This window comes from Deinococcus metallilatus (genome assembly GCF_004758605.1).
Classification (GTDB): domain Bacteria; phylum Deinococcota; class Deinococci; order Deinococcales; family Deinococcaceae; genus Deinococcus; species Deinococcus metallilatus.
In genome coordinates this window covers 1770400-1793860 of the sequence record NZ_CP038512.1, presented here as the reverse complement: position 1 = coordinate 1793860, position 23461 = coordinate 1770400, and the positions used below count along the sequence as shown (strand labels likewise).

General features: G+C 71.1%; 26 protein-coding genes. 15 read left to right on the top strand and 11 right to left on the bottom strand.

Annotation, left to right across the window (positions count from 1 at the left end):
- Positions 1-257 precede the first annotated feature (257 nt).
- The 4 genes from E5F05_RS14645 to E5F05_RS14630 form a co-directional block, all read right to left on the bottom strand.
- Complete coding sequence (locus E5F05_RS14645) at positions 258-1025, bottom strand: 3-hydroxybutyrate dehydrogenase (protein ID WP_129119370.1); 768 nt, start codon at positions 1023-1025, stop codon at positions 258-260.
- 82 nt (positions 1026-1107) lie between these two features.
- Positions 1108-4125, bottom strand: a complete 3018-nt coding sequence (locus E5F05_RS21935; RefSeq protein WP_129119369.1) for an AfsR/SARP family transcriptional regulator — start codon at positions 4123-4125, stop codon at positions 1108-1110.
- 13 nt (positions 4126-4138) lie between these two features.
- A complete protein-coding gene (locus tag E5F05_RS14635) occupies positions 4139-4654 on the bottom strand; it encodes a chromate transporter (protein WP_129119368.1) in 516 nt (171 codons plus the stop codon).
- Positions 4647-5231 carry a chromate transporter gene (locus tag E5F05_RS14630; protein ID WP_129119367.1) on the bottom strand — a complete coding sequence of 195 codons (585 nt, stop codon included), beginning with the start codon at positions 5229-5231 and terminating at the stop codon, positions 4647-4649. Before E5F05_RS14630 ends, E5F05_RS14635 begins: the two co-directional genes overlap by 8 nt.
- Before the next feature lie 116 nt (positions 5232-5347).
- On the opposite strand from E5F05_RS14630, the gene E5F05_RS14625 reads away from it, so the two are divergent.
- The 6 genes from E5F05_RS14625 to E5F05_RS14600 all read left to right on the top strand — a co-directional run bounded on the left by E5F05_RS14625 (position 5348) and on the right by E5F05_RS14600 (position 8999).
- Complete coding sequence (locus tag E5F05_RS14625; RefSeq protein ID WP_129119366.1) at positions 5348-5551, top strand: CopG family transcriptional regulator; 204 nt, start codon at positions 5348-5350, stop codon at positions 5549-5551.
- Positions 5548-5901 carry a VOC family protein gene (locus tag E5F05_RS14620; protein ID WP_129119365.1) on the top strand — a complete coding sequence of 118 codons (354 nt, stop codon included), beginning with the start codon at positions 5548-5550 and terminating at the stop codon, positions 5899-5901. The genes E5F05_RS14625 and E5F05_RS14620 overlap by 4 nt, the downstream gene beginning before the upstream one ends.
- Positions 5894-6244, top strand: coding sequence for a VOC family protein (locus tag E5F05_RS14615; RefSeq protein ID WP_129119364.1), 351 nt, complete (start codon positions 5894-5896; stop codon positions 6242-6244). Before E5F05_RS14620 ends, E5F05_RS14615 begins: the two co-directional genes overlap by 8 nt.
- Positions 6245-6300: 56 nt before the next feature.
- Positions 6301-7308: an ABC transporter ATP-binding protein gene (locus E5F05_RS14610; protein ID WP_129119363.1), complete on the top strand. Its 1008-nt coding sequence runs from the start codon at positions 6301-6303 to the stop codon at positions 7306-7308.
- Positions 7309-7410: 102 nt separating this feature from the next.
- Positions 7411-8214, top strand: a complete 804-nt coding sequence (locus E5F05_RS14605; RefSeq protein ID WP_129119362.1) for an ABC transporter permease — start codon at positions 7411-7413, stop codon at positions 8212-8214.
- A complete protein-coding gene (locus E5F05_RS14600) occupies positions 8211-8999 on the top strand; it encodes an ABC transporter permease (RefSeq protein ID WP_129119361.1) in 789 nt (262 codons plus the stop codon). Before E5F05_RS14605 ends, E5F05_RS14600 begins: the two co-directional genes overlap by 4 nt.
- Here E5F05_RS14600 and pcaC read toward each other — a convergent pair.
- Both pcaC and E5F05_RS14590 read right to left on the bottom strand, forming a co-directional pair.
- Positions 8996-9385, bottom strand: coding sequence for a 4-carboxymuconolactone decarboxylase (gene pcaC / locus E5F05_RS14595; RefSeq protein ID WP_129119360.1), 390 nt, complete (start codon positions 9383-9385; stop codon positions 8996-8998). The two genes, E5F05_RS14600 and pcaC, sit on opposite strands and share 4 nt — an antisense overlap.
- A gap of 47 nt (positions 9386-9432) precedes the next feature.
- On the bottom strand, positions 9433-9729 hold the full coding sequence (locus tag E5F05_RS14590; RefSeq protein WP_241687177.1) for a GNAT family N-acetyltransferase: 297 nt from the start codon (positions 9727-9729) through the stop codon (positions 9433-9435).
- A gap of 268 nt (positions 9730-9997) precedes the next feature.
- On the opposite strand from E5F05_RS14590, the gene E5F05_RS14585 reads away from it, so the two are divergent.
- Both E5F05_RS14585 and E5F05_RS14580 read left to right on the top strand, forming a co-directional pair.
- A complete protein-coding gene (locus E5F05_RS14585; protein WP_129119358.1) occupies positions 9998-11107 on the top strand; it encodes an NADH:flavin oxidoreductase/NADH oxidase in 1110 nt (369 codons plus the stop codon).
- A gap of 47 nt (positions 11108-11154) precedes the next feature.
- Positions 11155-11526, top strand: a complete 372-nt coding sequence (locus E5F05_RS14580; RefSeq protein WP_129119357.1) for a hypothetical protein — start codon at positions 11155-11157, stop codon at positions 11524-11526.
- A gap of 69 nt (positions 11527-11595) precedes the next feature.
- On the opposite strand, the gene E5F05_RS14575 is transcribed toward E5F05_RS14580, so the two are convergent.
- The gene (locus E5F05_RS14575) at positions 11596-12282 is read right to left on the bottom strand and encodes an ABC transporter ATP-binding protein (RefSeq protein ID WP_129119356.1); all 687 of its coding nucleotides are present in this window, start codon (positions 12280-12282) and stop codon (positions 11596-11598) included.
- Positions 12283-12366: 84 nt separating this feature from the next.
- On the opposite strand from E5F05_RS14575, the gene E5F05_RS14570 reads away from it, so the two are divergent.
- On the top strand, positions 12367-13059 hold the full coding sequence (locus E5F05_RS14570; protein ID WP_129119355.1) for a Crp/Fnr family transcriptional regulator: 693 nt from the start codon (positions 12367-12369) through the stop codon (positions 13057-13059).
- A gap of 44 nt (positions 13060-13103) precedes the next feature.
- Here the strand turns inward: E5F05_RS14570 and E5F05_RS14565 are convergent, their stop codons facing one another.
- Entirely contained in the window at positions 13104-13934 is an 831-nt protein-coding gene (locus E5F05_RS14565) for a hypothetical protein (protein WP_129119354.1), read from the bottom strand.
- A 75-nt stretch (positions 13935-14009) separates the two neighbouring features.
- Complete coding sequence (locus E5F05_RS14560; RefSeq protein ID WP_164973490.1) at positions 14010-15197, bottom strand: class I SAM-dependent rRNA methyltransferase; 1188 nt, start codon at positions 15195-15197, stop codon at positions 14010-14012.
- Between the two features lie 140 nt (positions 15198-15337).
- Between E5F05_RS14560 and E5F05_RS14555 the strand changes: the two genes are divergently transcribed.
- The 3 genes from E5F05_RS14555 (at position 15338) to E5F05_RS14545 (ending at position 17948) form a co-directional block, all read left to right on the top strand.
- The gene (locus E5F05_RS14555; RefSeq protein WP_241687171.1) at positions 15338-16054 is read left to right on the top strand and encodes an SDR family oxidoreductase; all 717 of its coding nucleotides are present in this window, start codon (positions 15338-15340) and stop codon (positions 16052-16054) included.
- Positions 16051-16584, top strand: a complete 534-nt coding sequence (locus E5F05_RS14550) for a hypothetical protein (protein WP_129119353.1) — start codon at positions 16051-16053, stop codon at positions 16582-16584. Before E5F05_RS14555 ends, E5F05_RS14550 begins: the two co-directional genes overlap by 4 nt.
- A gap of 143 nt (positions 16585-16727) precedes the next feature.
- Positions 16728-17948, top strand: coding sequence for a lasso peptide biosynthesis B2 protein (locus tag E5F05_RS14545; protein ID WP_241687170.1), 1221 nt, complete (start codon positions 16728-16730; stop codon positions 17946-17948).
- A 27-nt stretch (positions 17949-17975) separates the two neighbouring features.
- Here the strand turns inward: E5F05_RS14545 and E5F05_RS14540 are convergent, their stop codons facing one another.
- Together E5F05_RS14540 and E5F05_RS14535 are read right to left on the bottom strand one after the other, a co-directional pair.
- Entirely contained in the window at positions 17976-18860 is an 885-nt protein-coding gene (locus E5F05_RS14540; RefSeq protein WP_129119351.1) for a hypothetical protein, read from the bottom strand.
- Positions 18857-19108: a PqqD family protein gene (locus tag E5F05_RS14535; RefSeq protein WP_129119350.1), complete on the bottom strand. Its 252-nt coding sequence runs from the start codon at positions 19106-19108 to the stop codon at positions 18857-18859. The genes E5F05_RS14540 and E5F05_RS14535 overlap by 4 nt, the downstream gene beginning before the upstream one ends.
- Positions 19109-19306: 198 nt before the next feature.
- Here E5F05_RS14535 and E5F05_RS14530 point away from each other — a divergent pair, with 198 nt between their 5' ends.
- The 3 genes from E5F05_RS14530 to E5F05_RS14520 all read left to right on the top strand — a co-directional run bounded on the left by E5F05_RS14530 (position 19307) and on the right by E5F05_RS14520 (position 23458).
- Positions 19307-19501 (top strand): hypothetical protein, encoded by a 195-nt coding sequence (locus tag E5F05_RS14530; RefSeq protein WP_129119349.1) that lies wholly within the window; start codon positions 19307-19309, stop codon positions 19499-19501.
- A gap of 64 nt (positions 19502-19565) precedes the next feature.
- Positions 19566-23033 carry an ExeM/NucH family extracellular endonuclease gene (locus E5F05_RS14525; RefSeq protein WP_221274128.1) on the top strand — a complete coding sequence of 1156 codons (3468 nt, stop codon included), beginning with the start codon at positions 19566-19568 and terminating at the stop codon, positions 23031-23033.
- A gap of 80 nt (positions 23034-23113) precedes the next feature.
- Complete coding sequence (locus E5F05_RS14520) at positions 23114-23458, top strand: inorganic diphosphatase (RefSeq protein ID WP_129119348.1); 345 nt, start codon at positions 23114-23116, stop codon at positions 23456-23458.
- The last annotated feature ends 3 nt before the right edge of the window (positions 23459-23461 follow it).

Sequence of the window (23461 nt, the reverse complement as noted above, 5' to 3'; positions counted from 1 at the left end):
GCAAGAGAGGTTCCCTGGAGTGGCGGGTCTGGGTTGGCCGTTGACGTGTCCGGCCTCGACGCTCTGCCCGCTGACTTGGAAGGCCTCGGGCCTGCGGCCCGAACGGCTCGGCTGCCTGGAAAGTGGAGTGGGAAGGCGGGGAGAGGCCGTCCGCTCCAGAGTTTGAAAAGACGGGGAAGCTTTGGCCGGAGGGGGGAGGGGAAGTGGCTTCGGCCAAGTGGTCGGGCTCCTTTCCTCAAAGGCTTTTGTGGGCTGGTTTACCTCGCCGTCCACCCCAGGTCGATGTCGAGCACGGCGCCGGTCATGCCCCAGGCGGCGGGGCTGATCACGTAGCTGGCGAGGGCGGCGATGTCCTGCGGATCGAGGAGTTTCTTGATGGCGGCAGGTTCCAGCATCACTTTCTGCTCGACTTCCTGCTCGCTGAGGCCGCGTGTGCGGGCCTGGTCCGCGATCTGGCCTTCCACCAGGGGCGTGCGGACGTAGCCGGGGCAGATCGCGTTCACGGTGAAGCCCTGCTCGCCCGCTTCCAGCGCCGCCGTGCGCGTCAGGCCGATCAGGCCGTGCTTGGCGCTGATGTAGGCACTCTTGAAGGGACTGGCGACCTGCCCGTGAATGCTGGCGATGTTCACCACGCGGCCCTGCCCGGAGCGCGTGAGGTGCGGCCAGGCGTACTTGAGGAGCAGGAAGGGGGCGGTCAGCATCACGTGCAGCATGGTGTCCCAGGTGTCCTCGGGGAAGTCCGCGATGGGGTCGATGTGCTGGAAGCCCGCGTTGTTCACCAGCACGTCCAGCCCGCCCAGCGCCGCCACCGTCTCGTCCACGGCGCGGCGGCAGTCCTCCCGGCGGGACAGGTCAGCGGCGATGAAGGTGAATCCCTGTTCCTGCGCCACCTCACGCGCCTGCGGGCGGTCCAGGTCCAGCACCGCCACCTTTAACCCGTCCGCCTGAAGCCGCTGCGCGATGGCGAGGCCGATACCACTCGTGCCGCCCGTCACCAGGGCCGTGCGGGATTCATTGGAAGTCATGGGGGGAGTGTAGGGCGGGCGCGTCACGGAGCCGTTTCAGGGCGCGGGTCGCGGGTTGTTCCTGGGCACCCCCGGTCCACGCTCACTGCCCCGTCAGCGCCCGGTGCAGGGCGTCCGTCTCGGGGAGGGGCGTGAGGCCCAGGTCCGCGAGGGCGGCGCGCAGGGCCGCGTAGGTGCGGGCAGCGGCGGCGGGGTTGGCGCGGGCGTGATGGACGCGCATCAGGGTGCGGGCGGCGGCCTCGAAGGCGGGGTCGAGGGCCAGGGCGCGTTCGGCCAGCCGCGCGGCGAGGTCCGGCTGGCCTGCCCGCCGGGCGTGGTCGGCCTCGGCGGTGAGGGCCTCGGGGAGGTGGAGGGCGTAGCGTTCCGCCTCGGCCTGCACGGCTTCCAGGTCACTGTCCGCCACGCGGTCCGGGAGGGTCAGCAGGGCGTCCGCGCGGCCGGGGGTGCCGGGGGCGGCTTGCAGCCAGGCGCGGGCTTCTTGCAGGTCCACGGTGAGGTCCGGGCCGGGCCGCAGGCGCAGCCAGTCGCCGCGTTCCAGGAAGGTGCCGCTCACCACGCCCTCTTCGAGCACCTGGCCCAGCGCGTGCAGCGTCACGCGGAAATTGCGTTCGCCCACCTGGGGGTCCGTGTCGGGGAAGAGGGCTTCCTGCGCGGCCTCGCGCGGCAGACCGCCCTCGTGGACGGCGAGGAGGGCCAGCAGGTCACGGGCGCGGGCGCGGCCCCACTCGCGCGCGCCCTGGCCCCCACGGGTGACAGCCACCCGGCCCAGGACCGTTACGCGCACGTCCACGCCCGGCACTTCCTCGGGGCGGGGGAGGTGCGGGTAGCCCAGGGCGCGGGCCACCGGGAGCAAGGCGGCCTGTGCTTCCGGCAGCGCCGCGCCCAGCCGCGCGAGCAGTGCCGCCCGCGCCGCACGTGTCGGCGCAGGGGAGAGCAGCGAGCGCCGGGTGAGCAGGAAAGGGAAGCGGGTGACGGCCTCCGCCGCCGCCTCCGTATGCTCCCCGCCCGCCGCGTACAGCGCGAGGGCCGCCGCACCCGTCCCGAAGGTGTCCCCGCAGGTTCGGAAGATCGCCTGCGCGGCCCGCAGACCCGGCACCGCGCCCGCCGCGTCTCCCCCGTGCAGGCGGCCCAGCGCGGCGGTGAGGCGGGTCAGGCCGGTCACGTAATGGTCCCCGCCGGTGTGGGCGAGGGCCTGCGCCTCGTGCGCGCCCGCCAGCGCCGCGTTGCCCGTGCGGGCCTCCAGGTAGGCGAGGCCCATGCGCGGCTCCACTTGCAGGCGCGGCACCACGTCCAGCGCGAGGGCGAGGGCGTCGGTGTAGGCGGCCCGCGCCGCGTCCAGGCGTTCGGCGGTGGCCTCGGCGTGCCCCAGGCGGGCCAGCGCCAGCGAACGCACGAAACGGCTTTCCAGCCGCTCGCCCTCCGCCAGACCCTCGCGGGCGCGGCGGGCGGCGTCCTGCGGCTCACCCAGCACGGTATGCAGGAAGGCGGCGAGCAGCAGGCCCTCGCGGTGGTTCTGCGCGGCCCGCGCGCCCCCCGCCTCGCCCCGCGCGGCGTGCAGGGCCAGCGTGAGCGCCTGCGCGAGCTGCCCCGAGCGCAGCGCGTACCGTGCCCCGAGGGCGAGGTCCGGCGCGAGCGCCAGCGCCCGGCCCAGCTCCCCCGCGTTCAGGTGGTTCTCGGCGCGCATCCGCCCCACCTGTGCCCGGGTGGCCCCGTCCGCGGTCAGGGCCTCCGCCCGGTCCAGCGCCGCCCAGGCGTGGTCCGGCTGCACGGTGTCCAGCGCCACCTGCGCTTCCCCCAGCGCGCGGGCCAGCGGGTCCGCCTGCGCGTAGGCGGCGAGCGCCTCCCCGTAGCGGGACGCGAGGCGCAGCGCGTCCCCGGCGAGGGCGTGCAGGGCGGGCGTCCAGGCCCCGGCGGGCAGGCGGGCCAGGCTGCGGTCCACCAGCGTCACGCGGCCCTGCGCGAGCCAGCGCCCGCCGTTTTGCGCGAGCAGTTCCGCGGCCCGCGCCGCGTTCCCCGCCTGGAGGTGCGCGGCCAGCGCCCGGCGGGGCCGCCCGGTCCGCTCGAAGTACGCCGCGCCGCGTGCGGCCACCTCGCGCGCCTCGCGGGGCGTGAGCAGGCCGCGCAGGTGCGCCCGCAGCAGCGGATGCGCCCGGTACGTGTCCCCGGTGCGCGTCAGGAAGGTGCCGCCGCGGGCCAGCGCGTCCAGCAACGCGCCTGCCTCCCGCCCGTCCACGTGGTCCGCGGCCAGCACGTCCGCCAGCAGGTCGGGCGTGAGTTCCTCGAAGACGCTGCCGCGCGTCAGCAGCGCCCGCAACGAGGGGTCCAGCGGTCCCAGCACCTCCTGCGCGAGGTACGCGAAGAGGGTCCCCAGTTGCGCCTCCCCGCCGTCCAGATCCGCGAGGCTCGCCAGCCGCACCCGGCCCTGCGCCGCCGCCTGCGCCAGGAAGCGCGCCGCGATGGGCCAGCCTTCCGTGACCGCGTGGGCCAGCCGGACCTCCGCCCCGTCCGCCGTCACGCCCTGCGCGGCGAGCAGTTCCGCGAGTTCGGCGGGGGTAAAGGCCAGGTCCGGCGCGGAGAGGCGCGTCAGGTCCCCGCCCGCCTCCAGCCGCGTCAGGTCCGGGGTGGCGAGCGGCGTGCGCGAGAGCAGCGCCACCCGCCCGCCCAGCAGTTCCCGCAGGACACCCTCCGTCAGCGGCCCGGCGAGGTGCTGCGCCTCGTCCAGCACCAGCAGGGCGCCCGCCCCCTCCAGCACGTCCGCGACCCGCGCCGCCACGCGCCGGGGCGTGGCGCCCGCGTCGAGCAGCGTGCCGGGCCCTTCCCCGCCCGGCAGGCCCGCCACCGCCACCGCGAGGCCCGCGGCGAGCACCTGCGGGTCCGCGTCGTCCACATCCAGCGTGAGCCAGGCCGCGCGGCCCAGGTCCGGGAGGTGCGCGGCCAGCGTGGTCGTCTTGCCGTATCCGGCGGGCGCCACCACCGTCACCACCCGCGCCCCCGCCAGCAGCGCCAGCAGCCGGGGCCGTGCCACCGCGCCGCGCACCTGCGGGGGCCGCGCGCGCCGGGTGGGCGCGTGTTCACGCCAGTCCGTGGTCACGCCCCCCATGCTAGAGCATCCTCTACAGCCCCAGCAGCGCCCCCACCGCCGCCGCCCCCAGCACCACTGCGGCGCTGTTCACCCGCGTGCGCCACAGCAGCAGGAAGGCCGCCGCCGCCAGCAGCCCGGCGGGCAGCGAGGTCACGCTGGTGCGGGCGAGGACCAGCGCCCCGGCCAGCATCACGCCGCCGCCGAAGGGCAGCAGGGCGTTGCGGAAGGCGATCACCCAGGGGTGCGCGCTGTGCCGCTGCCAGGCGAGGGCGGCGGCCGCACTCAGCAGCGCCGTCGGGCCGTAGAAGCCCAGGGTGGCGGCCAAGGCCCCGCCCAGCCCTGCGGCGGCGTACCCGTAATGCGTGACGGCCAGCATGTTCGGCCCCGGCATCAGTTGCCCCAGCGCGAACCCGTTCGCCAGCGTCCGCGCGTCGATCCAGCCGTGCTGCAACACCAGGGAACGCTCGATCTCCGCGACGTTCGTGCCGCCGAAACTGATCAGGCCCAGCCGTGCGAAGGCCAGGAACATCTCCCAGAGGTCAGGCATCGCTCCTCCTGGGGCGGTGGATCAGTAGGCCCGCCCCCAGCAGCACCAGCAGCACGGGCAGCAGGTCCAGGCGCAGCACGCCCAGCGCCAGAAAGGCCAGCATCGTGATCACCGCCCCGCCCCGCACGCCCCAGCCCACCCGCACGACCGGCAGCGCGGCGGTGAGCAGCACGGCCAGAGCGGCGCAGGCCGCGCCCCGCAGCGCACTCTGCAAGCTGGGGGGCAGGCCGCCGGGTTGCCCCAGCGTCACCACGCTGACCGCCAGCATCGCCAGCAGGCCGGGCGTCAGCACCCCCAGCACCGAGGCCACCGCCCCCAGCCGTCCCGCCAGCCGCGCGCCCACCATCGCCGCCAGGTTTACCGCGTTCGGCCCCGGCGTGAGCTGCGCCAGGGTAAAGGTTTCCGCGAACAGTTCCTCCGTCATCCAGCCCCGGGTGGTCAGGGCACGTCGCGTGTGCGCGGGCAGCCCCCCGCCGATCCCGGCCAGGGCCACGCCCACGAACATCCGGGCGAGGGCGGGCGGCGTGGGGCGCGTGGCGAGCGGATCATCCTCGGGGTGAACGGCGGGGGAGGACATGCCTGGAGGGTAAACCCGCGCCCAGCGCCGCACCGTGACTGTCCGGGGAACAGCCCTGCACGCAACGCACAGAAGGTTTGATTGCTAGCTTACTAGCAACCTAGTACGATGGAGATATGGGCGACGACGACAAACGGCAGTTCAACATCTATCTCCCTGGGCCCCTGATCCGCGCGGTGAAGATCGCCAGCGTGGACGCCCGCCTCAGCCTCAGCGCCTATGTGGAACGTGCCCTGCGCCAGCACCTCCAGATCGAGGCCGAGGCCAGACGGGCTGGGGAAGAGGCCGCCGCGCAGTACCGCCAGGAGGACCGCGCGTGAGGCCCTACGTGCTGATCTATGCGACCGACGTGGACCGCAGCCGCGCCTGGTATGAACGGCTGGGCTTCCGCCTGCGCCGCCTCCACCGCCACGGCGGGTGGGCGGAACTGGAACGGGGGGAGTTCCTGCTGTACCTGCACGGCACCGCCGCGCCCCGTCCCGCCGGTTTCGCCCTCCCCGGCTTCGAGGCGCAGGAAGGGCTGGAAAGCCTCGCCGCGCGCCTTTCCGCTGCGGGTGTCCTCCCCGACCCCGTCATTCTCGACGAGGGCTTCGGGCGCGTGCTGAAGCTGCGCGACCCGGACGGGTACGAACTCGACATCGTGGAACACGACCCGGAGCTGTATGTCTGACGCTGCCCGTATCGGGACCGTCATCGTCCTCACCCGCGACGTGAAGGCCTCCCGCGCCTTCTACGCGGACCTGCTGGGCTTACCCGTCCTGTCTGACGAGTTCGGCATGGTCACGCTGGACGCGGGCGTGCCTCTCCTGCTGCACCCTGCCGAAACCCCGCAGGCCAGCCGGGGCAGCGTCAACCTGCAATTCACCGTGCCCGATGTGGACGACCTGACCCGCCGCATCGCGCAGGCCGGACTGACGATCCTCACCCCACCGCGCGACATGGAATACGGCGTGCGGGAGGCCGAGGTGCTGGACCCGGACGGGCACGCGGTCTTTCTCGCGCAGCCGCTCTGAAGCACGCCATTTCGCGCATTCCCGTCCCCCGCCCGCCGCGTACTCTGAGGCCACCTATGACCACTCTCACCCCGGATGCCAGCGTGCGCGTCCGTGATCTCCGCAAGCAGTACGTCGTCCACGAGAAGGAGCCGGGGTTCCTGGGTAGCCTGAAGGGTTTCGTGAACCGCAAGACCCGCGCGGTGGAGGCGGTCCGGGGCGTGTCCTTCGACCTCGCGCCGGGGGAGGTGGTGGGCTTCCTGGGGCCGAACGGGGCGGGGAAGACCACCACGCTCAAGATGCTCTCGGGCCTGCTGCACCCCTCCGGCGGGGAGGTGCGCGTGGCCGGGTTCGAGCCGCGCCGCCGCGAGGCCGCGTTCCTGAAAAGCATCACGCTGGTGATGGGCCAGAAGCAGCAGCTCCTCTGGGACCTCCCCGCCCTGGACTCCTTCCTGGTGAACCAGGCGATCTACGAGATCAGTGACGCCCAGTACCGCGAGACGATGCGCGAGTTCACCGACGTGCTGGACCTGGGCGGCATCCTGAAGAAACAGGTCCGCAAGCTCTCCCTCGGGGAACGTATGAAGTGTGAACTGGCCGCCGCGCTGCTGCACCGGCCCCGCGTGCTGTTTCTCGACGAGCCGACCATCGGTCTGGACGTGAACATGCAGGAATCGGTGCGCGCCTTTATCCGCGACTACAACGAGCGGTACGGCGCGACCGTCATCCTGACCAGCCACTACATGGCGGACGTGACTGCCCTCGCCCGCCGCATCCTGGTGATCGATCAGGGCCAGCTCGTCTTCGACGGGGACCTCGCCCGGCTCGCGGGGCAGAGCCGGGGCGGCAAGACCATCCGGCTGCAACTCCGCCAGCCCGTGACCGCCGCGCAGCTCGCCCATTACGGCTCGGCCATTCGCGTGGACGGCCTCAGCGCCGAACTCACCGTCCCCCGCGCCGAGGTGAGCGCTCGCGCCGCCCGCCTCCTCGCGGACCTGGACGTGGCCGACCTGACGGTGGAGGACCCGCCCATCGAGGCGGTCATGGCGGAGCTGTTCGGGCGGAAGGAGATCGTCAGTGGTTAGTGGTGAGTGGTCAGTGGGTCGGTCGCCTGTCTTTTTCCACTTTCCACTTCCCACTTACCACTTCCCGCGCCGGACTCGCAGAGCCGTGCATTGGAGGCGCCCATGACCCCCTTCTGGCGCAAACTCCGCGTGCTGTTCGCCGTGCAATTCGCGGAGATGACGGAATACCGCGCGGAGATCATCATCTGGATGCTGTCCAGCACCCTCAGCCTGGTGATGATGCTGGTGTGGATGGCGCAGGCGGCGGCGGCGCCGGGCGGGGAGATTCGCGGGTACTCGCCGGGCGAGTTCGCCACGTACTTCCTGGCGACCTGGGTGGTGTCGCAACTCCTGGTGGTGTGGGTGGCCTGGGACCTGGATTTCGACATCCGGCAGGGCACCCTCTCGCCCAAGCTGCTGCGGCCCCTTGATCCGATCTGGCAGAGGTATATGGATCACGTCGCAGGCCGCCTCGTGCGGTTTCCCGCGCTGCTCGCCCTCGTCGCGCTGTTCGCGTGGTGGACGGGGGCGCGCTTCACCACCGACCCCGCCGCGTACCTGGCGGCGCTGGGCCTGGCGTTCCTGGGCTTCAGCGCCCGCTTCCTGTGGGAGTACACGCTTGGCCTGCTGGCCTTCTGGACGGAATCCAGCACCAGCTTTCAGGAGGTGGTGTGGCTGGTGTACGCCGCGCTGGGCGGCATGTTCGCCCCCCTCGCCTTCTATCCCGCCTGGGTGCAGCAGATCGCCCTGTGGACGCCCTTCCCGTACATGCTGGGCCTCCCCGCGCAACTCCTTTCCGGAAAGGCCACCCTGGCCGACGCCGGGCGCGGCGCGCTGGTCCTCGCCGCCTGGCTGCTCGTCTTCTGGACCGCGCGGCTGCTCGTGTGGCGGGTGGGGCTGCGGAAGTACGGGGCGGTGGGGGCGTGACCCGTTACCTCCGCCTCATCCGCATCTTCACCGGCGCGACGCTCTCCGCGCAGTTGGAGTACCGGGCGAATTTCCTGGGGGCGGTGCTGGCGAGCCTGGGAGAGGCGGGCGTGGCGCTGCTGGGCATCGCGGTGCTGTTCGGGCAGCCGGGGACGACCAGCGTGGGCGGGTGGTCTTTTCAGGCGGCGCTGCTCGTGACGGGGTTTTTCATGCTGACCGAGGGCGTGATCAGCGTGTTCATCCAGCCGAACATGAGCAAGATCGCGGAGGCGATCCGCACGGGCAGCATGGACTTCACGCTGCTCAAGCCGGTGGACGCGCAGTTCAACGTCTCGGCCCGCAACCTCAACGTGCTGCGCGTGACGGACCTGCTGATCGGCGCGGGGCTGATCGCCTACGCGGCGGCGCACCTGACCGTCACGCTGCCCGGCGTGCTGAGTGCCGCCGTGCTGTACCTCAGCGCCGTGGTGATCGTGTACTGCATCTGGCTGGGCCTCTCCACCACCGCCTTCTGGTGGGTGAAGACGCAGAACATCACGGAACTTTTCAACGGCGTGTTCGGCGCGGCCCGCTTTCCGGTCACGGCCTTCCCGGTGCCCGTGCGCGCCCTGCTGACGTTCGTGTTGCCGGTCGCCTTCATCACGACGGTGCCCGCCCAGGCGATGACGGGCACCCTCACGCCCGCGCTGGCGTTCGCCTCGCCGCTGGTGGCGGGGGCGCTCTTCGTCCTCACGCGGCTGTTCTGGCTGAAGGCCGTGGCGAGTTACACGAGCGCGAGCAGTTAACCCTGCTGCCCTTCCCGTTCCGCCAGCACCCGCTTCGCGATACCCACGGCACTGATGGCGGCGGGTACGCCCGCGTAGATCGCCACCTGATGAAACACGTCGCTGAGGTCCTGGGGCGTCACGCCCGTGTTCGCCGTGGCGCGCAGGTGCCCCTCCAGTTCCCGCTCGCGGCCCAGGGCGGCGAGAATGGCGAGGGTCAGCATGTGGCGCTCACGGTCGGGCAGCCCCTCCCGGCCCCACACCGCGCCCCAGGCGTAGCTGGTCATGAAGTGCTGGAAGTCGGCCCCGAAGGCGTCCGGGCCGCCCGCGAAGGCCCGCTCCACGAACTCGGCGCCCATCACCTGACGGCGTTTTTCCAGCCCCTTCTCGAAGTTGGGATCGCTCATGCCTCACCTTACGCGCGTTGTCGAGGGGCAAAGGGATACGCGGCGGATCACACGGTCAGGAGCGGGGCGCCGTTCTGCCGCGCGTAGCTGCGCCGGAACATCAGGTTCGCCTGCCCGAAGCCCAGCCGCCCGTAGAACGGCACCAGTTCGTCGTCGCAGCTCAGGTCCACGGCGTACAGATGATCAAGCTGCGCGAGGAGGCGCCGCATCAGCGCCGAGCCGACGCCCTGCCCCCGGTATGTGGCCTGCACTTCCAGCAGTGGAATGAAGGCTGTCAGCACGCCGTCGCTGATCGCCTGCGCGAAGCCGATCACCCGGCCATCCTCCTCGGTGGCGAGGGCGATGCGGTAGGACCGGCTCAGCAGGCGGTGCAGGGTTTCGTGGGTGGGGGGGTTGGGCCAGTCCTCGTTTCAATCCTCAGCACCTTTCAATGCTGTGGCCCTCCAGATAAGGCCGGGGGCTACAGAGAAGATAACGAGAAGCCGGGGATAACTTCTCGGGCTTCAGACCTGGAAGATGCGGTGAAGTGCATGGGGACAGGAGGAACCTCCGCCCCTCATGAAGCGTCCGCCATCTGGCGCAGCGGCGCGGCGCGCGGCTACATTCGGAGGCATGACGCAGCCCGCCGCCACACCGCCCGCCGAGGGCGCATCCCAACCCCTCCTCTTCACGCCGCTGAAACTGCGGAACCTCACCCTGCCCAACCGCGTCGTCGTGTCACCCATGTGTATGTACAGCGCGCAAAACGGCCTGGCGAACGACTTTCACCTCGCCCACCTGGGGCAGTTCGCGCTGGGGGGCGCGGGCCTGATCTTCACCGAGGCGGCCGCCGTTTCCCCGGAAGGCCGCATCAGCCCCGAGGACCTGGGCCTGTGGACGGACGAGCAGATCGTGCCGCTGGGGCACGTCACCGACTTCGTTCACCGCTACGGCGGCCTGATCGGCGTGCAGCTCGCACACGCGGGGCGCAAGGCCAGCACCTATGCGCCCTGGCGTGGGCGGGGCGCCGTTCCCGCCGAGGCGGGCGGGTGGCAGGTCATCGGGCCGTCCGACACCGCCTACAACGTCTACTACCCGCAGCCGGTCGCCATGACCGTGGACGACATCAGGCGCGTCACCTCCGACTTTGCGGCGGCGGCGCGGCGGGCGCTGGTCGCGGGCTTCGACGTGGTGGAGATTCACGCCGCTCACGGCTACCTGCTGCACCAGTTCCTCTCGCCGCTCGCCAACACCCGCACCGACGAGTACGGCGGCAGCTTCGAGAACCGGGTGCGCTTCCTGCTGGAAGTGGTACGGGCCGTCCGGACCACCTGGCCCACGCACCTGCCGCTGTTCGTGCGGGTCAGCGCGACCGACTGGGCCGAAGGGGGCTGGGACGCCGACCAGACCGTCCAGCTCGCGGGCCTGCTGCGTTTTGAGGGCGTGGACGTGCTGGACGTGAGCAGCGGTGGCCTGACGCCCCTCCAGCAGATCACCCCCGGGCCGCTCTATCAGGTGCCCTTCGCCGCCCGCGTCAAGCAGGAGGTGCCCGACCTGCGCGTGATGGCGGTCGGCATGATCGACGCGCCCGCCCAGGCCGAGCAGGTGCTGGAGGAAGGCGCTGCTGACCTGATCGCCCTCGCCCGCGCCTTCCTGCGCGACCCGCACTGGCCGCAGCGCGCCGCCGCCGAGTTCGGAGTGAAGCCCACCCTGCCGGACGTGTACGCGCGGGCGGGGTGGTGAGGGGCGTACAGGCAAGACGTTCCCCGGTAAGAGACAGTCCATGCGGTATGACGATGAGGATTGAAAAAGGACCACTGCCAAAGGGCATGAGTTTCATCCTCAAGTCCTCTGCCTTTGCTGATGCGCTGTCTGAGGCTGGTATTGAAATAGATACACAGATGATCTACGGGGCAGGAGGAATCTTCTTTGATGCACATTTCTGGGCGCCAAACGAGAACGTGGGGTATGAGCGGCTTTATGTGCGTGTGGGAGCTGTGTCCAATAATGTTGCTGCTGCCGCACGACGATACGTTGAGCATTCGGTGCTGCCGGAACTCATAGCCTGGATTGCTGAGCTTCTGGCCCTGCCTCGGAATTCGCCTCTACGTCGGCAACAGCAATACTTCGTGCGGCATCAACCTGAACACTTCATCCCTTGACATGCTGGAACACAGTGTATGAGGCGGCCCACCTCTTACCAAAGAGGGCGCACTTGAGGATGGGATAGGCTAACGGACCGCCTCCGCCTCCAGAATCCGCCCGTCGAGCAGGTGCAGCGCCCGGTCGGCGCGGGCCGCGAGGCGTTCGTCGTGGGTGACGAGCAGCACGCCCGCGTCCTCCTCGCGTGCGAGGTCGAGGAGCAGCCCGGCGACCACCTCCGCGTTCGCGCGGTCGAGGCTGCCGGTGGGTTCGTCGGCCAGGACAGCGGCGGGCCGGACGGCCAGGGCGCGGGCGACGGCGACGCGCTGGCGTTCGCCGCCGCTCAGCACGCCCGGCAGATCACCCTCGCGCCCGGCCAGGCCCACGCGGGCCAGCAACTCGCGCGCCCGGTCCGCGCCGTCCTGCCCGGTGAGGAGCGCGGGCACCAGCACGTTTTGCAGCACGCTCAGGTCTTCGAGCAGGTAATGGTGCTGGAACACCAGCCCGATCCGGCCCGCCCGCCGCACCGCCCGCGCCTGCGTTCCCAGCGTGTCTACCCGCTCGCCCGCCCACCACACCTCGCCCGCCTGTGGGGTGTCGAGTCCGCCCAGCAGGTGCAGCAGGGTGCTTTTGCCGCTGCCGCTGGGGCCGGTCACGGCGACCACCTCGCCCGGGCGCACCGCCAGACTCACGCCGTGCAGCACGGGGGTGGTGCCGAAAGCGTGCCGGAGGTCGTGGGCCGCGAGGGCGGGAGCCGGGGTCGTCACGCGGGGCACTGTAGCGCAGTGGGCCGGGCGGGGGGCGGCCCAACGTGTCCTGCGGCCTGTGCAGCCGCGCCGCCTGACGCTAGGATGCGCCCGATGGCCTGTCTGGACGATCTGAACCGCTCCCCCCTTTTCCAGAACGTCCCCGAGGACGCCATGCGCGAGGCGCTGAGGGTCGTGACCGAACGGACCTTCCAGCCCGGTGAACTGGTGGTCGAGCAGGATGCCCAGGGTGAAGCCCTGCACCTGATCACGGCGGGCGTCGTGCGGGTCAGCCGCGTCAGTCTGGGCAGCCGTGAGCGCGTGCTGGGCGACATCTACGCGCCCGGCGTGGTGGGGGAAACGGCGGTGCTGGCCCGTCAGGAACGCAGCGCGTCCGTCCGCGCCCTGACTGCCGTGCGGACGCTGATGCTGCACCGGGACCACTTCGAGCTGATCCTGCGGCGGCACCCGCGCGTCCTGTGGAATCTCGCGGAGATGCTGGCCCGGCGCGTGACCTTCCTGAACGACGAGCTGATCGCCTTCGGGCAGAACACGGAAGCGGCCCTCGCGCACGTCTTTTCCAACCTGTACCGTCAGCGCGTCGCGGCGGACGCGCCCCAGCCGGAGGTGCTGCCGCTCGGCACCCATGACATCATGGCGCGCACCAGCAGCAGCCGCGAAACCGTCTCGCGCGTCCTGAAGAAGCTGGAGGCGCAGGACATCCTGAAGGTCAGCCCCCAGACCGTCACGCTCCTCGACCTGGCGGCCCTGGAGGCCGTCTTGGTGGAGGGGAACGAGGCGGACTGAGGCGGGCGGAGAGGGGAGGGCTGCCTGCGGGTTGGCGTACTCGCCTATCTTGCTACAGACACGTCCAGACGGAGATAGGCCCGATCATCAAAGGACGCTGCCCCAGGGCACCAGCCCTTCGAAGCAATGTGAATATTGATCAGCAGGGGGTCTTGCTCCAGCACGGCCTGCAACCCCGCCTCACTTTCCTGCAAGCTTGCATAGACCTGCGGGTAACCATCGGTGGCCAGGACGATTTCCTTTGCTCCGGAAGGTACAGGCAACACCTCGATTAACTCCACAGGCACAGCAGTGCCGTTGACGGCCCCGTAGCTGAACGGACTCCCGGCTCTGTTCATGAACTGGGTTTGAAGGACAAAAAGCGGAGTTGCGGCCTCATGTCCAGGGTCTTCACGTCGCAAGTCCTCAATGGTGGCCCCTTGAGCCAATTGGGCGTGAAGGACCATACGTCTGACAGCAGTTGTGACCTGATCAACCACTAGATCTGGATTCTGGCCGATGCCGTCGATCAGATACTGTGTATCTCCGACGCGCCAGATTTCCCGCCGAGCTGCTGAATACATTGCAAACACGAAACATGGAGGTCGCCATAGAGCTTGGTCAGGGGGAGTGCGGAGAGCCTGCTGTACGGCAAGGGACAGGGTCTTGACAGCTTCGCAGGCCGTAACATCAGGTGCCAGTTGCCGAATAGCGTTAAGACCCGCCTCTACAACAAATCTGGCCGGGCCTATACCGCCGTAAGTCACCCCCGAGCTATCCGTGGCGCCGTCGAGGACAGCGGCAAAGTGGGGCGTCACGATGATGGCATCATCTCCACCATCCGGTGCACCCGACTTGGAGCATAGGAAGGATTCGAGGACCCGAATTCCGCTCATAGGTGACCTGGGACCGGCAGGGAACGGAGAAGCTCTCCAAGCCCTTGATCAGACGCGCCTATCACCCTTGCTTCCTCACCCTTCCTTCCGCAGCAGGATGCTCTTGAGGTAGAGGCTTTCCGGCACGCTCAGCAGGTGCGGATGGTCGGCGGGCTGGTAGGTGACGGCCACCACCTCCGCGCCGCACTTCGCCTCGCCCGCCGCCACCCGCGCGGCGTCGAGCAGGTCGTCCACCCGGATGTAATGCGCGCAGGTGCTGATCAGCAGGTGCCCGCCGTCCTTCAGCATCCGCAGGGCGCGTTCGGCCCCATCGGTGAAGATGCGCTTGGCGCGCGGCACGTCGTCCTTGCGCTTGGCGAGGGTGGGCGGGTCCAGCACCGCCGCGCCGAACACCCGCTTTTCACGTTCCAGCGCCGTCAGCGTCTCCAGCGCGTCGCCCCAGCGCACGCCGACACTCACGCCGTTCTCGCGCGCCTCGCGTTCCAGCACGCCCAGCGCGACCTGATCCTTGTCGAGGGCGACGGGTTTGGCGCCCGCGCGGGCCGCGTGCAGGCTGAAGCCGCCGGTGTAGGAGTACACGTCCAGAAAGCCCTCGCCCGGCGTCACCAGCGAGCGCATCAGGCGGCGGTTGTCGCGCTGGTCGAGGAAAAAGCCGGTCTTCTGCGCGTCCATCGGGGAAAAGTGCAGGGTCAGGTCGTCCTCGAAGAAGGTCACGCGCTCCGGCACGTCACCCCACAGCACGCCCGTCCGCAACGCCAGCCCCTCGCGGCGGCGTTCGGCGGTGTCGCTGCGCTCGAAGGCGGAGGCCGCGCCCGTCTCCTCCCGCAGCGCCCGCAGGATCAGGTCACGGTGACGCTCCGCGCCCGCATTCCGGAGCTGCACGCTCAGCACGTCCCCGAACTGGTCCGCGACCACACCGGGCATCCCGTCGGCCTCGGCGTGGAGGACCCGCAGCGCGTCGGTGCCCGTGATCCGTCCCGCCCGCCGCGCCAGCGCCGCCCGCACCCGCGAGCGGTAGAAGTTCAGGTTGATGTCCTCGCGGTCCCAGGTCAGCATCCGCAGGGGCGTGGCGCCCTCCGGGTTGAAGTACCCGCGCCCGATCACCGCGCCGTCCGGGGAGCGGACCTCCACCACCTCGCCCGGGGCGATGCCAGGGTCCGCCGCCTGAATGTCACCCGTGTGCCCGAACGGGTAGCGGCCCGCGATCCGCCGCACCGCGCCGGGTTTCAGGGTCACGCTGCTCAACTTGGCTGCCTTGGTCATGGGGGCAGGATAGCGGTCAGCTTTCAGCGATCAGCAAAGGAGGGGCACGGCCAGTCCCGCAAGGGGAGAAGGAGAAAACCGTCCCCTCCTGTCTTGGGCGTAGATGCACGGCGGAAAGCTCACCCTGCTACCCTCCCCCTATGACGATGCAGGAAAGAACGCTGGCGGGCCGGGTGGTCGCGGTGACCGGGGCGAGCAAGGGGATCGGGTGGGCGGTCGTGGAGGCGCTGACGGCGCGGGGCGCGCAGGTCGTGGCGGGGGCGCGTGACGTGAGCGGGCTGAGCAGGCCCGGCGCGACGTTTTACCCGCTGGACGTGACGGACGAGGCGAGCGTGGGGGCCTTCGCGGAGGCGGCAGTGCGGGCGGGGGTGGACGCGCTGGTGAACAATGCCGGGGTCGGCTCCTTCCAGCCCGTCGAGGAGATCACGCCGGAGGAGTACCGCCGCGTGATGGACACCAACGTGCTGGGGACGCTGCTGGTCACGCGCGCCCTGATCCCGCACTTCCGGGCGCGGCACGCGCGGGGCGAGGGATCACAGGTGGTGAACGTGACGAGCGACGTCTCGGCCCGGACCTTCGCGAGCGGCGCCCTCTACACCGCCAGCAAGTACGCGCAGCGGGCCGTCACGCAGGCGCTGGCCGCCGAGGGCCAGGGCTACGGCCTGCGCGTGACCGAAATCCGGCCCGGGATGGTGGACACCTTCTTCGCGGACAGCGTGCAGGGCGAGGCCCACAAGGCCGCCTGGCTGCGCCCCGCCGACGTGGCCGACGCCGTGGTGTATGCCCTGACCGCCCCCACCCACGCCCGCGTCGACGAGATGCTGCTGCATCCGGTCGTGCAGGAGGTGGCGTTTTGAAGCGCGCGCTCCGGCCGTTCCTGGGGCTGGGCGTGGCCCTGGTGTTCGTGTCCTGCGGCGTCGTCCCCACGCCACCTGTGAACATCGCGGACGTGACCGTCGACCTCCAGCCGAGTGCGCTGGCGCTGGGCCGCGTGCTGTACGTGCGCCAGGACGCGCTGGGGGGCAGTCAGGTGCCGCAGGTTCTCCAGCAACTCAGCGTCACGGGAGAGGCGCGGTACTCGTCGCTTGGAGGCAATCTCAGCCAGGTGAGCGTCTACGTCCGCTCCAGCCTGGACGGGTTGCCCTCCACCTGCACGGCCCTCTCGCCGTCGCTGGTGGCCTGTGAGGCGGGCGGGGAGGCGAGCCGTTCGGTCGGCACGCTGAATCTCGCCCCCGGGCAGAACCGGCCCTTCACGCTGTCCGGCCCGGCTCTCGACGAGGCCGGGAAGGCCGGGCACGCCTATTTCGGCCTGCGCGCGGCGAGTGGGGACAGCCTGACCGGCGAGCAATTGCGCCTGACCGGCATGCAGGCCCGCGCCCGCTTCTGACATGCGCGACCCATCACCCAGCCGCAGAGGTTCCCCTGAGAGCGCCTGACCCGGCGGTTCTCGTCCGCGCGCTGACGACCGATCCGCCGCAGGTCGGTCCGGCGGACGCGGCGCACCTGCTGGCGGCGGGGCTGGCGGGCGAGGTGCGCGGCAGGCTCCCGGAAGGGCACCCGCTGCGTGCCCGGCTGCGCCCGGGGCACCTCGCGCTGGGGGCGCGGCACGCCCTGATCCGCGCCGAACTGCGGCCCCTGCTCGCCGCCTGGGCGCGGGGGGGGATTCCCGCCCTGCTGTTCAAGGGCTTCGCGCTGGCCGAGTTCGAGTACGCCACGCCAGGCGAACGCTTCTACGGCGACGTGGACGTGCTGCTTCCGGCGGACCCGGCCGCCGTGACGCGGGCCGTGCATCTCGCGCTCGCGCAGGGGTGGCGCAGCGACGGGCAGCACGCCCGGCCCGGCCGCTGGACCCACGAGAGCGCGCACCTCTACAGCCCGGGCGGCCACACCCGGCTCGACGTTCACCGCTTCGTGGCCGCCTGGGCAGTCGGGCGGCAGGACCGCGTGCTGGCCCTCACCCGGGCGGTCTGGGCCGGGGCACGGCTGGTGGACTGGGAAGGGGTGCCGGTGTGGCGGCCCGACCCGCGCGACGCCGTGGTGGTCAACCTGGCCCTGGGCCGCCAGTGGGGCGGGGACCTGGGCAGCCTGAAACCCGCCGACTATCCCGACATGCGGCGGCTGATCGCGCGCCACGGCCTCACCGCTCAGACGCTGGAGGCCCGCGCCCGGGAACTGGGGGCCACGCACACCTGGGCGGCGTTTCGCGGGGTATGTGACCCGCTGCGGGGGCAGTTCGCGCTGGAGGCCCTGGCGACCCGGCCCGCCTTGCAGCGCGCGGTTTGGCAAGACGGGCTGCGCCCGGGGGCCGTGCTCTGGCAGAGCCGCTGGAAAGTGCTGCCCCGGCGCCTGCGCTGGCTGCCCGCCCTGCTCCCCGACGTGTTGGCGGCCCGAGCTGCCGTCCGGGCCGGGGGTGACCCCCGCAGGCACCTCGCGGGCTGGACCCTGCCGCGCCCGGTCCGTCTCCTGCCGCTGGACACGCTGGAGGACGTGCTCGGCGGCGTGAGCTGGCTGACGCGGCTGCTCTATCCCCGGCAGTCGCGGGTGGGCACCTGTGTGCCGCGGGCTTACGCCACCTACCGCGCGCTGCGCCGTCTGGGACACCCCGCCGTGTTCGTGAGCGGCGTGGCCCGGAGCGGGCCGAAGGTGCAGGGCCACGCCTGGATCGAGGACGCGCGCGGCACCCTCGACGCTTACGGCGAACCCCTGAGCCGCGAGCGGTTTCCCGAGGTCTTCCGCTATCCCGACGGCTGAACGCCGGAAGGACGGGTCCTGGCCGCCTCAGCCCACCTGATCCACCAGCCTGCCCTGCACCGCCGCCAGCACGTCCTCCCGCGTCACCCCCCGCACGGTGAGGCGGGGCAGCAGAGCTTCCACTCCCGCCGCCGCCAGCCGCCGTCCCGAGGGGGTGAGGGGGACCCCGGTGGCCTCCCAGACCGCCCGGACCCGCTGGGCCGCACCCGGCTGCGGGGGCAGGCCGAACACCAGCAGCGTGTCCAGCGTGGCCCGTCCCCCCGCCGCCGTGAGGGGAAGCTGGAGTTTGCCGTGCGCGTCCCGGCCCGCCGCCTGCCCCAGCAACTGCGGGGCGAATCGCCGGACGCTGTCCTCGAAGGCGCGCAGATGCGTGTCGAGGCCGAGGGTCAGGCCGCTGGCGGGCTGCACCCACGCCTGATCCTCCGCGAGGATCGTCAGGCCCGCCCCGGCCAGCCGCAGCGCCGCCGTGCTCTTGCCCGCCCCGCTGGCCCCCGTAACGGCGACCGCGCGCTCCAGCCCTTTCCGGGTCAGCACGGCGGTGTGCAGCGGCAACCATCCGCCCGCCCGGTGCGCCTCCACGAAGGCCAGCACCCACGCCGCCTCCGGCACCCCCGGGCCGCCCGTCAGGGTCACGCCTTCCCCGGAGACCTCCAGGTGCAGGTGCTCCCCCAGCCACACCTGATCGCCCCGGGTCCAGAGGGGCAGTGTCCCTCCCGGGACGGGCAGCGCGGCCGGGGGCTGGTCCGGGACGGGCGCGGGCGACCGGGAACCGCCGACGATCCTCACCACCCGCCGCACGGGAACGCCTGCCGGGTGGCCCCAGCGGACACGCAGCTCGTGCCAGGTCCCGGCGTCCAGACCGCACCCCTCCACGCGGGCGTCCAGGCTGGTGAAGGGGGGCAGGTCCGTCACGCCCGCCGCACCACGCCCCGCGCCGCGAGGTCCGCCAGCAGCGCCTCCGCGTCCGCCTGGGCCTGCTGCGGGTCCACGTTGAAGGCTGTGGCCAGCGCCGAGGCCAGGTCCCGCGCGCTGCCGGGGAGCGCCTGCCAGGCCACCCGGCCCGGGCCGTTCAGGCTGAACATCAGGCCCTGGCCCGCGTGCATCAGGATCAGCTCGTCGCCCAGGTCGGTCACCAGCACGTCAGGATGCGTCTCCCACATGCGCGCAGCGTAGCGTGCCGCGTCCACCCCGGCACGGCCCGAGGGGCAAGGGAGCCTGTCAGAGAGGCTGGCCCGTGCAAGTGGCGTCCCGTCACAGGGGATTGGGCAGAACACATTGAGGCCTTATACTTCATTCATCCAGGTGAAACGGCTGCTCCCCAGGCGGGAGGTTTTTGCCTGGCTTCTGAAGGAGGAATCATGACCCATTCCCCACGTCCTGAAGCGGCACCCGGCCGGACCCCTGACCGCGCCCCGGCCTCTCCCCGCACCCCCTACACCCCGCCGCGTGTGCAGGATCTCGGCCCCTGGCAGGCCGTCACCCTGAGCTATTCCGTGCCGGGGGGGCCGGGCGGTTTCCTGAATCCCGGGCGTTCCGATTCCCGCGACGTCTGACCTTCCCGCACGTCAGAGCCCGTCCCTGACGGTCCCGTCCGCCCCTTTCACAAGGAGTTGTTTGATGCCCATTCCGACCGCCCACCGCCGCTGGCTGCTGGCTGGCCTGCTCGCGCTGGCCGCCTGCGGGCAGACCCCCCAGGCCGGGTCCACGCCCACCGCGCCCACCGCCGCCGTGCCCACCCGCCCCGCCCTGACCAGCCTGGGCACCTACGAGCTGAGCATCACCGGGGCCACCACCGCCAACCCCACCGCCAGCATCCGCCCCGCGGGCGGCCTGACCGGCCAGGCGCAGGAGGTTGGCGGCCTGACCTTCGACCCGCTGTCCTTCGGCACCTTCACCGACGAGCAGAACAAGGTGCGCTACCTGCGCGCGACCTTCCGGGTGACCAACGGCTCGGGCGTCAACCTGACCGCGCCCGCCTATATCCCCATCGACACCGAGGGGACGGACGCGACAGTGGGCACCACGCCCTTCCGTGAGGTGCGCTACTTCGACGGCTCGGACGCCTCCGCGCGGGCGCTGGACCTCCGGGTGGACACGCCCCGGCGGCTGAACGCGGCGACCGGCATGATCGAGGCTGACCCGGACGCCACGCCGCTGGCCCAGAACCTCAACACCGGTGACCTCCAGGTGTCCCTGGCCGCCGGGCAGCAGCTCGCGGGCGTGGCGCACCAGGGCTGGCAGGGCGGCGCGGTCGCGGCGGGCGGCACCCAGGTCGTCACCTTCGCCACCCAGATTCCGATGGCGACCTCCCCCGCGCAGGACCCCTTCGCGTTCCACATCGTCTTCAGCGTGGCGGACAACCCCGGCACGTTGAGCCTGACCAACATCGGCGCCGTCCAGGGCAGCACGCCCACCGGCGACGCGCCGGTGGCCCTGACGACCCCCCAGACGGTCGAGGGCGTGGTGACCTCGGTCCATACCGCCAACGTGACCGGGAGCCTCAAGGGCTTTTTCCTTCAGGAAGAGGGCATCGACGCCGACCGTGACCCGACCACCAGTGACGGCATCTTCGTGTACTGCAATGCCGACTGCCCGGCGGTGGCGGCAGGCGACCGCGTGCGGGTGGTCGGCACCCCTGCCGAGTTCAACACCGCCTCGCAGCTCGTGACCAGCAGCGCCAGCGTGACCCGGCTGGCGACCGGCCAGGCCCTGCCGCCCGCGCAGACCGTCACCCTGCCCCTGCCCATCTCCGAGCGCGAACGCTACGAGGGGATGCGGCTGACGCTCAGCGGCGTGGTGACCAACAACTTCCCGCTGGGGCGCGGCGCGAGCTTCGACATTGCTGACGACCGGATTCCCACCTACACCCAGGTAAACCGGCCCAGCGTGAGCGGCCTGGCCGCCTACACGGCGCAGGTGGCGAACCGCACCTTCCGCATCGACGACGGCAGCCGCGCGCAGAACCCCGACCCGGTGATCTTCGCGCGCAACGGCCAGCCGCTCAGCGCCAGCAACACGCTGCGCGGCGGCGACCAGGTGCAGGTCACGGGCGTGGTGGGCTACGGCAACGACGGCTGGACCGGCAGCGGCAGCGTGGACACCTACCGCCTCCAGGCCAGCAGCGCGAAGATCACCGGCGATCCCCGCCCCGCCAGCCCCGACGTGGGCGGCACGCTGCGGCTGGGCAGCATGAACGTCCTGAACTTCTTCACCACCATCAACGGGACCAGCAACACCTGCACGGCGGGCGGCACCGGGGCGGCGGGGACGACCACCGGCCTCGACCCGCGCGGCGCGAACACCTGCGACGAGTTCCTGCGCCAGCGGGCCAAGACCGTGCAGGCCATCCGGGGGCTGAACCCCGACGTGCTGGGCATTCTGGAGATGGAAAACGACTTCGTGCGCGGGGCCAATTCCTCCATCGCCAATCTGGTGAACGCCCTCAACGACCCCGCGACCGGCGGCACTCCCGGCCGCTTCGCCTATGTCGATCCCGGCGCGAACGTCGGCAGCGACGCCATCAGCGTCGCCATGATCTACCAGCCGGGGCGCGTGACCCCGGTGGGCAACCTGGCGATCCTGGACAAGACTTTCGACGCCAGCTACCTGGAGTGCAACCGCCCCACCCTGGCCCGCACCTTCCAGAGCAACGCCAACGGCGGGCGCGTCACGGTGTTCATGGCCCACCTCAAGAGCAAGGGCAGCGCCTGCAATGGCGACGCCGACCAGGGTGACGGCCAGGGCGCCAGCAACGCCACCCGCCTCGCCGCGGCCAAGGTGCTGACCCGCTGGATGGCGACCAACCCCACCGGCGTGACCGAGGACGACCGGGTTCTCTTCGGTGACCTGAACGCCTACCGGATGGAAGACCCCATCCTGGCCCTGCTGCGCGGCGCGGACGATGCGGCGGGTACCGCCGACGACCTGGTCAGCGAGTTCGGCCCCGAGAGCTACTCCTACCAGTTCGACGGCCAGTGGGGCAGCCTGGACCACGCCATCGCCAGCGCCAGCCTGCACGCGCAGGTCACGGGCGCGGCCAAGTGGCACATCAACGCCGACGAACCCACCGTGCTGGACTACAACACCGAATTCAAGAGCGCGGCGCAGCAGTCCAGCTTCTACGCCCCCGACCCCTTCCGCAGCAGCGACCACGACCCGGTGCTGATCGGCGTGCACCTGACCGCGCAGGCGCCCATCCAGCCCCCCGCCCCCACGCCCACCGTCGCCCTGACGCCCGAGACGGCCAGCGTGACGGCCACCGCCGACGGCAGCAGCAAGACCCAGAGCTTCATCGCCACGGGGACCAACACCACGGGTGACCTGACCGTGACTGTGACGCCACAGAACGGGGCACCGAACATCGCCAGCGCACCCGCCACGGTCAGCAGCGGCGCGGCCTTCAACGTGACCGTGAGTGCCCCCACCGGCACTGCCCCCGGCACCTACACCTATGAGGTGAAGGCCGCCAATGGCAGCGTGAGCGACACCAGCACGCTGACGGTGACGGTGCAGGCGCCCGCTTCCGGCCCGGCCTTCGGAAATCTCGTGATCAGCCAGGTCTACGGCGGCGGGGGCAACAATGGTGCGCCCTACCGCAGTGACTTCGTGGAACTGTTCAACCGGGGTACCCAGCCGATCAGCACGGCCGGGCTGAGCCTGCAATACACGTCGGCGACGGGGACGTTCAGTGCTGCGCCCTTCGCCCTCCCCACGGCGACGCTCCAGCCGGGGCAGTACTACCTGGTGAAGATGGCCGATGGCGCCAACACTGCCGCCCCTGCCCTGCCGACGCCCGACGCGGCGGGCACTTTCGCCATGAGCGGCACCGCCGGAAAAATCGCGCTGGTCAACAATGCCGACGTCATCACGAGTGCCGCCGACGCCGACGTGATCGACTTCGTGGGCTTCGGTACCGCCAACGAGCGTGAAGGCACGGCGGCGGCCCCGGCCCCCTCGAACACCACCTCGGACCTCCGCAAGCTCAGCGGCTGCCAGGATACCAACCAGAACGGGGACGACTTCACCACGGGCGCGCCCAGCCCCCGCAACAGCGCCAGCCCGCTGAACGTCTGCAACGTCCCTTAATCTCCTCTCTCCTGATCTTTCCCGCCGGTCGCCCCCTGTGGCCCCGGCGGCCTTGTTTTGGAGCCTGTAGGCTGAGCGGCGTGAAGCCCGACCTCACGCCCTTCCTCGGCCGGGCGGTGCGGGTGGTGGTGGACCGCCCGCTGGGCAGCCGTCATCCGCGCTGGCCGGAACTCGGGTATCCGGTGAATTACGGCGAACTGCCCGGCACCCTCAGCGGCGACGGGCATCCGATTGACGCCTACCTGCTCGGCTGGGATGAACCTGTGCGGGAGGCGTCGGGGGTCGTGACAGCAGTCATCCTCCGTGCTGACGACGTGGAAGACAAGCTGGTCGTGGCGCCCCCCGGTGCCCGCTGGTCAGATGCAGAGATCATGAAGGCTGTCTGGTTTCAGGAACAGTATTTCGAGACGCGCCTCATGCGTTAGCCT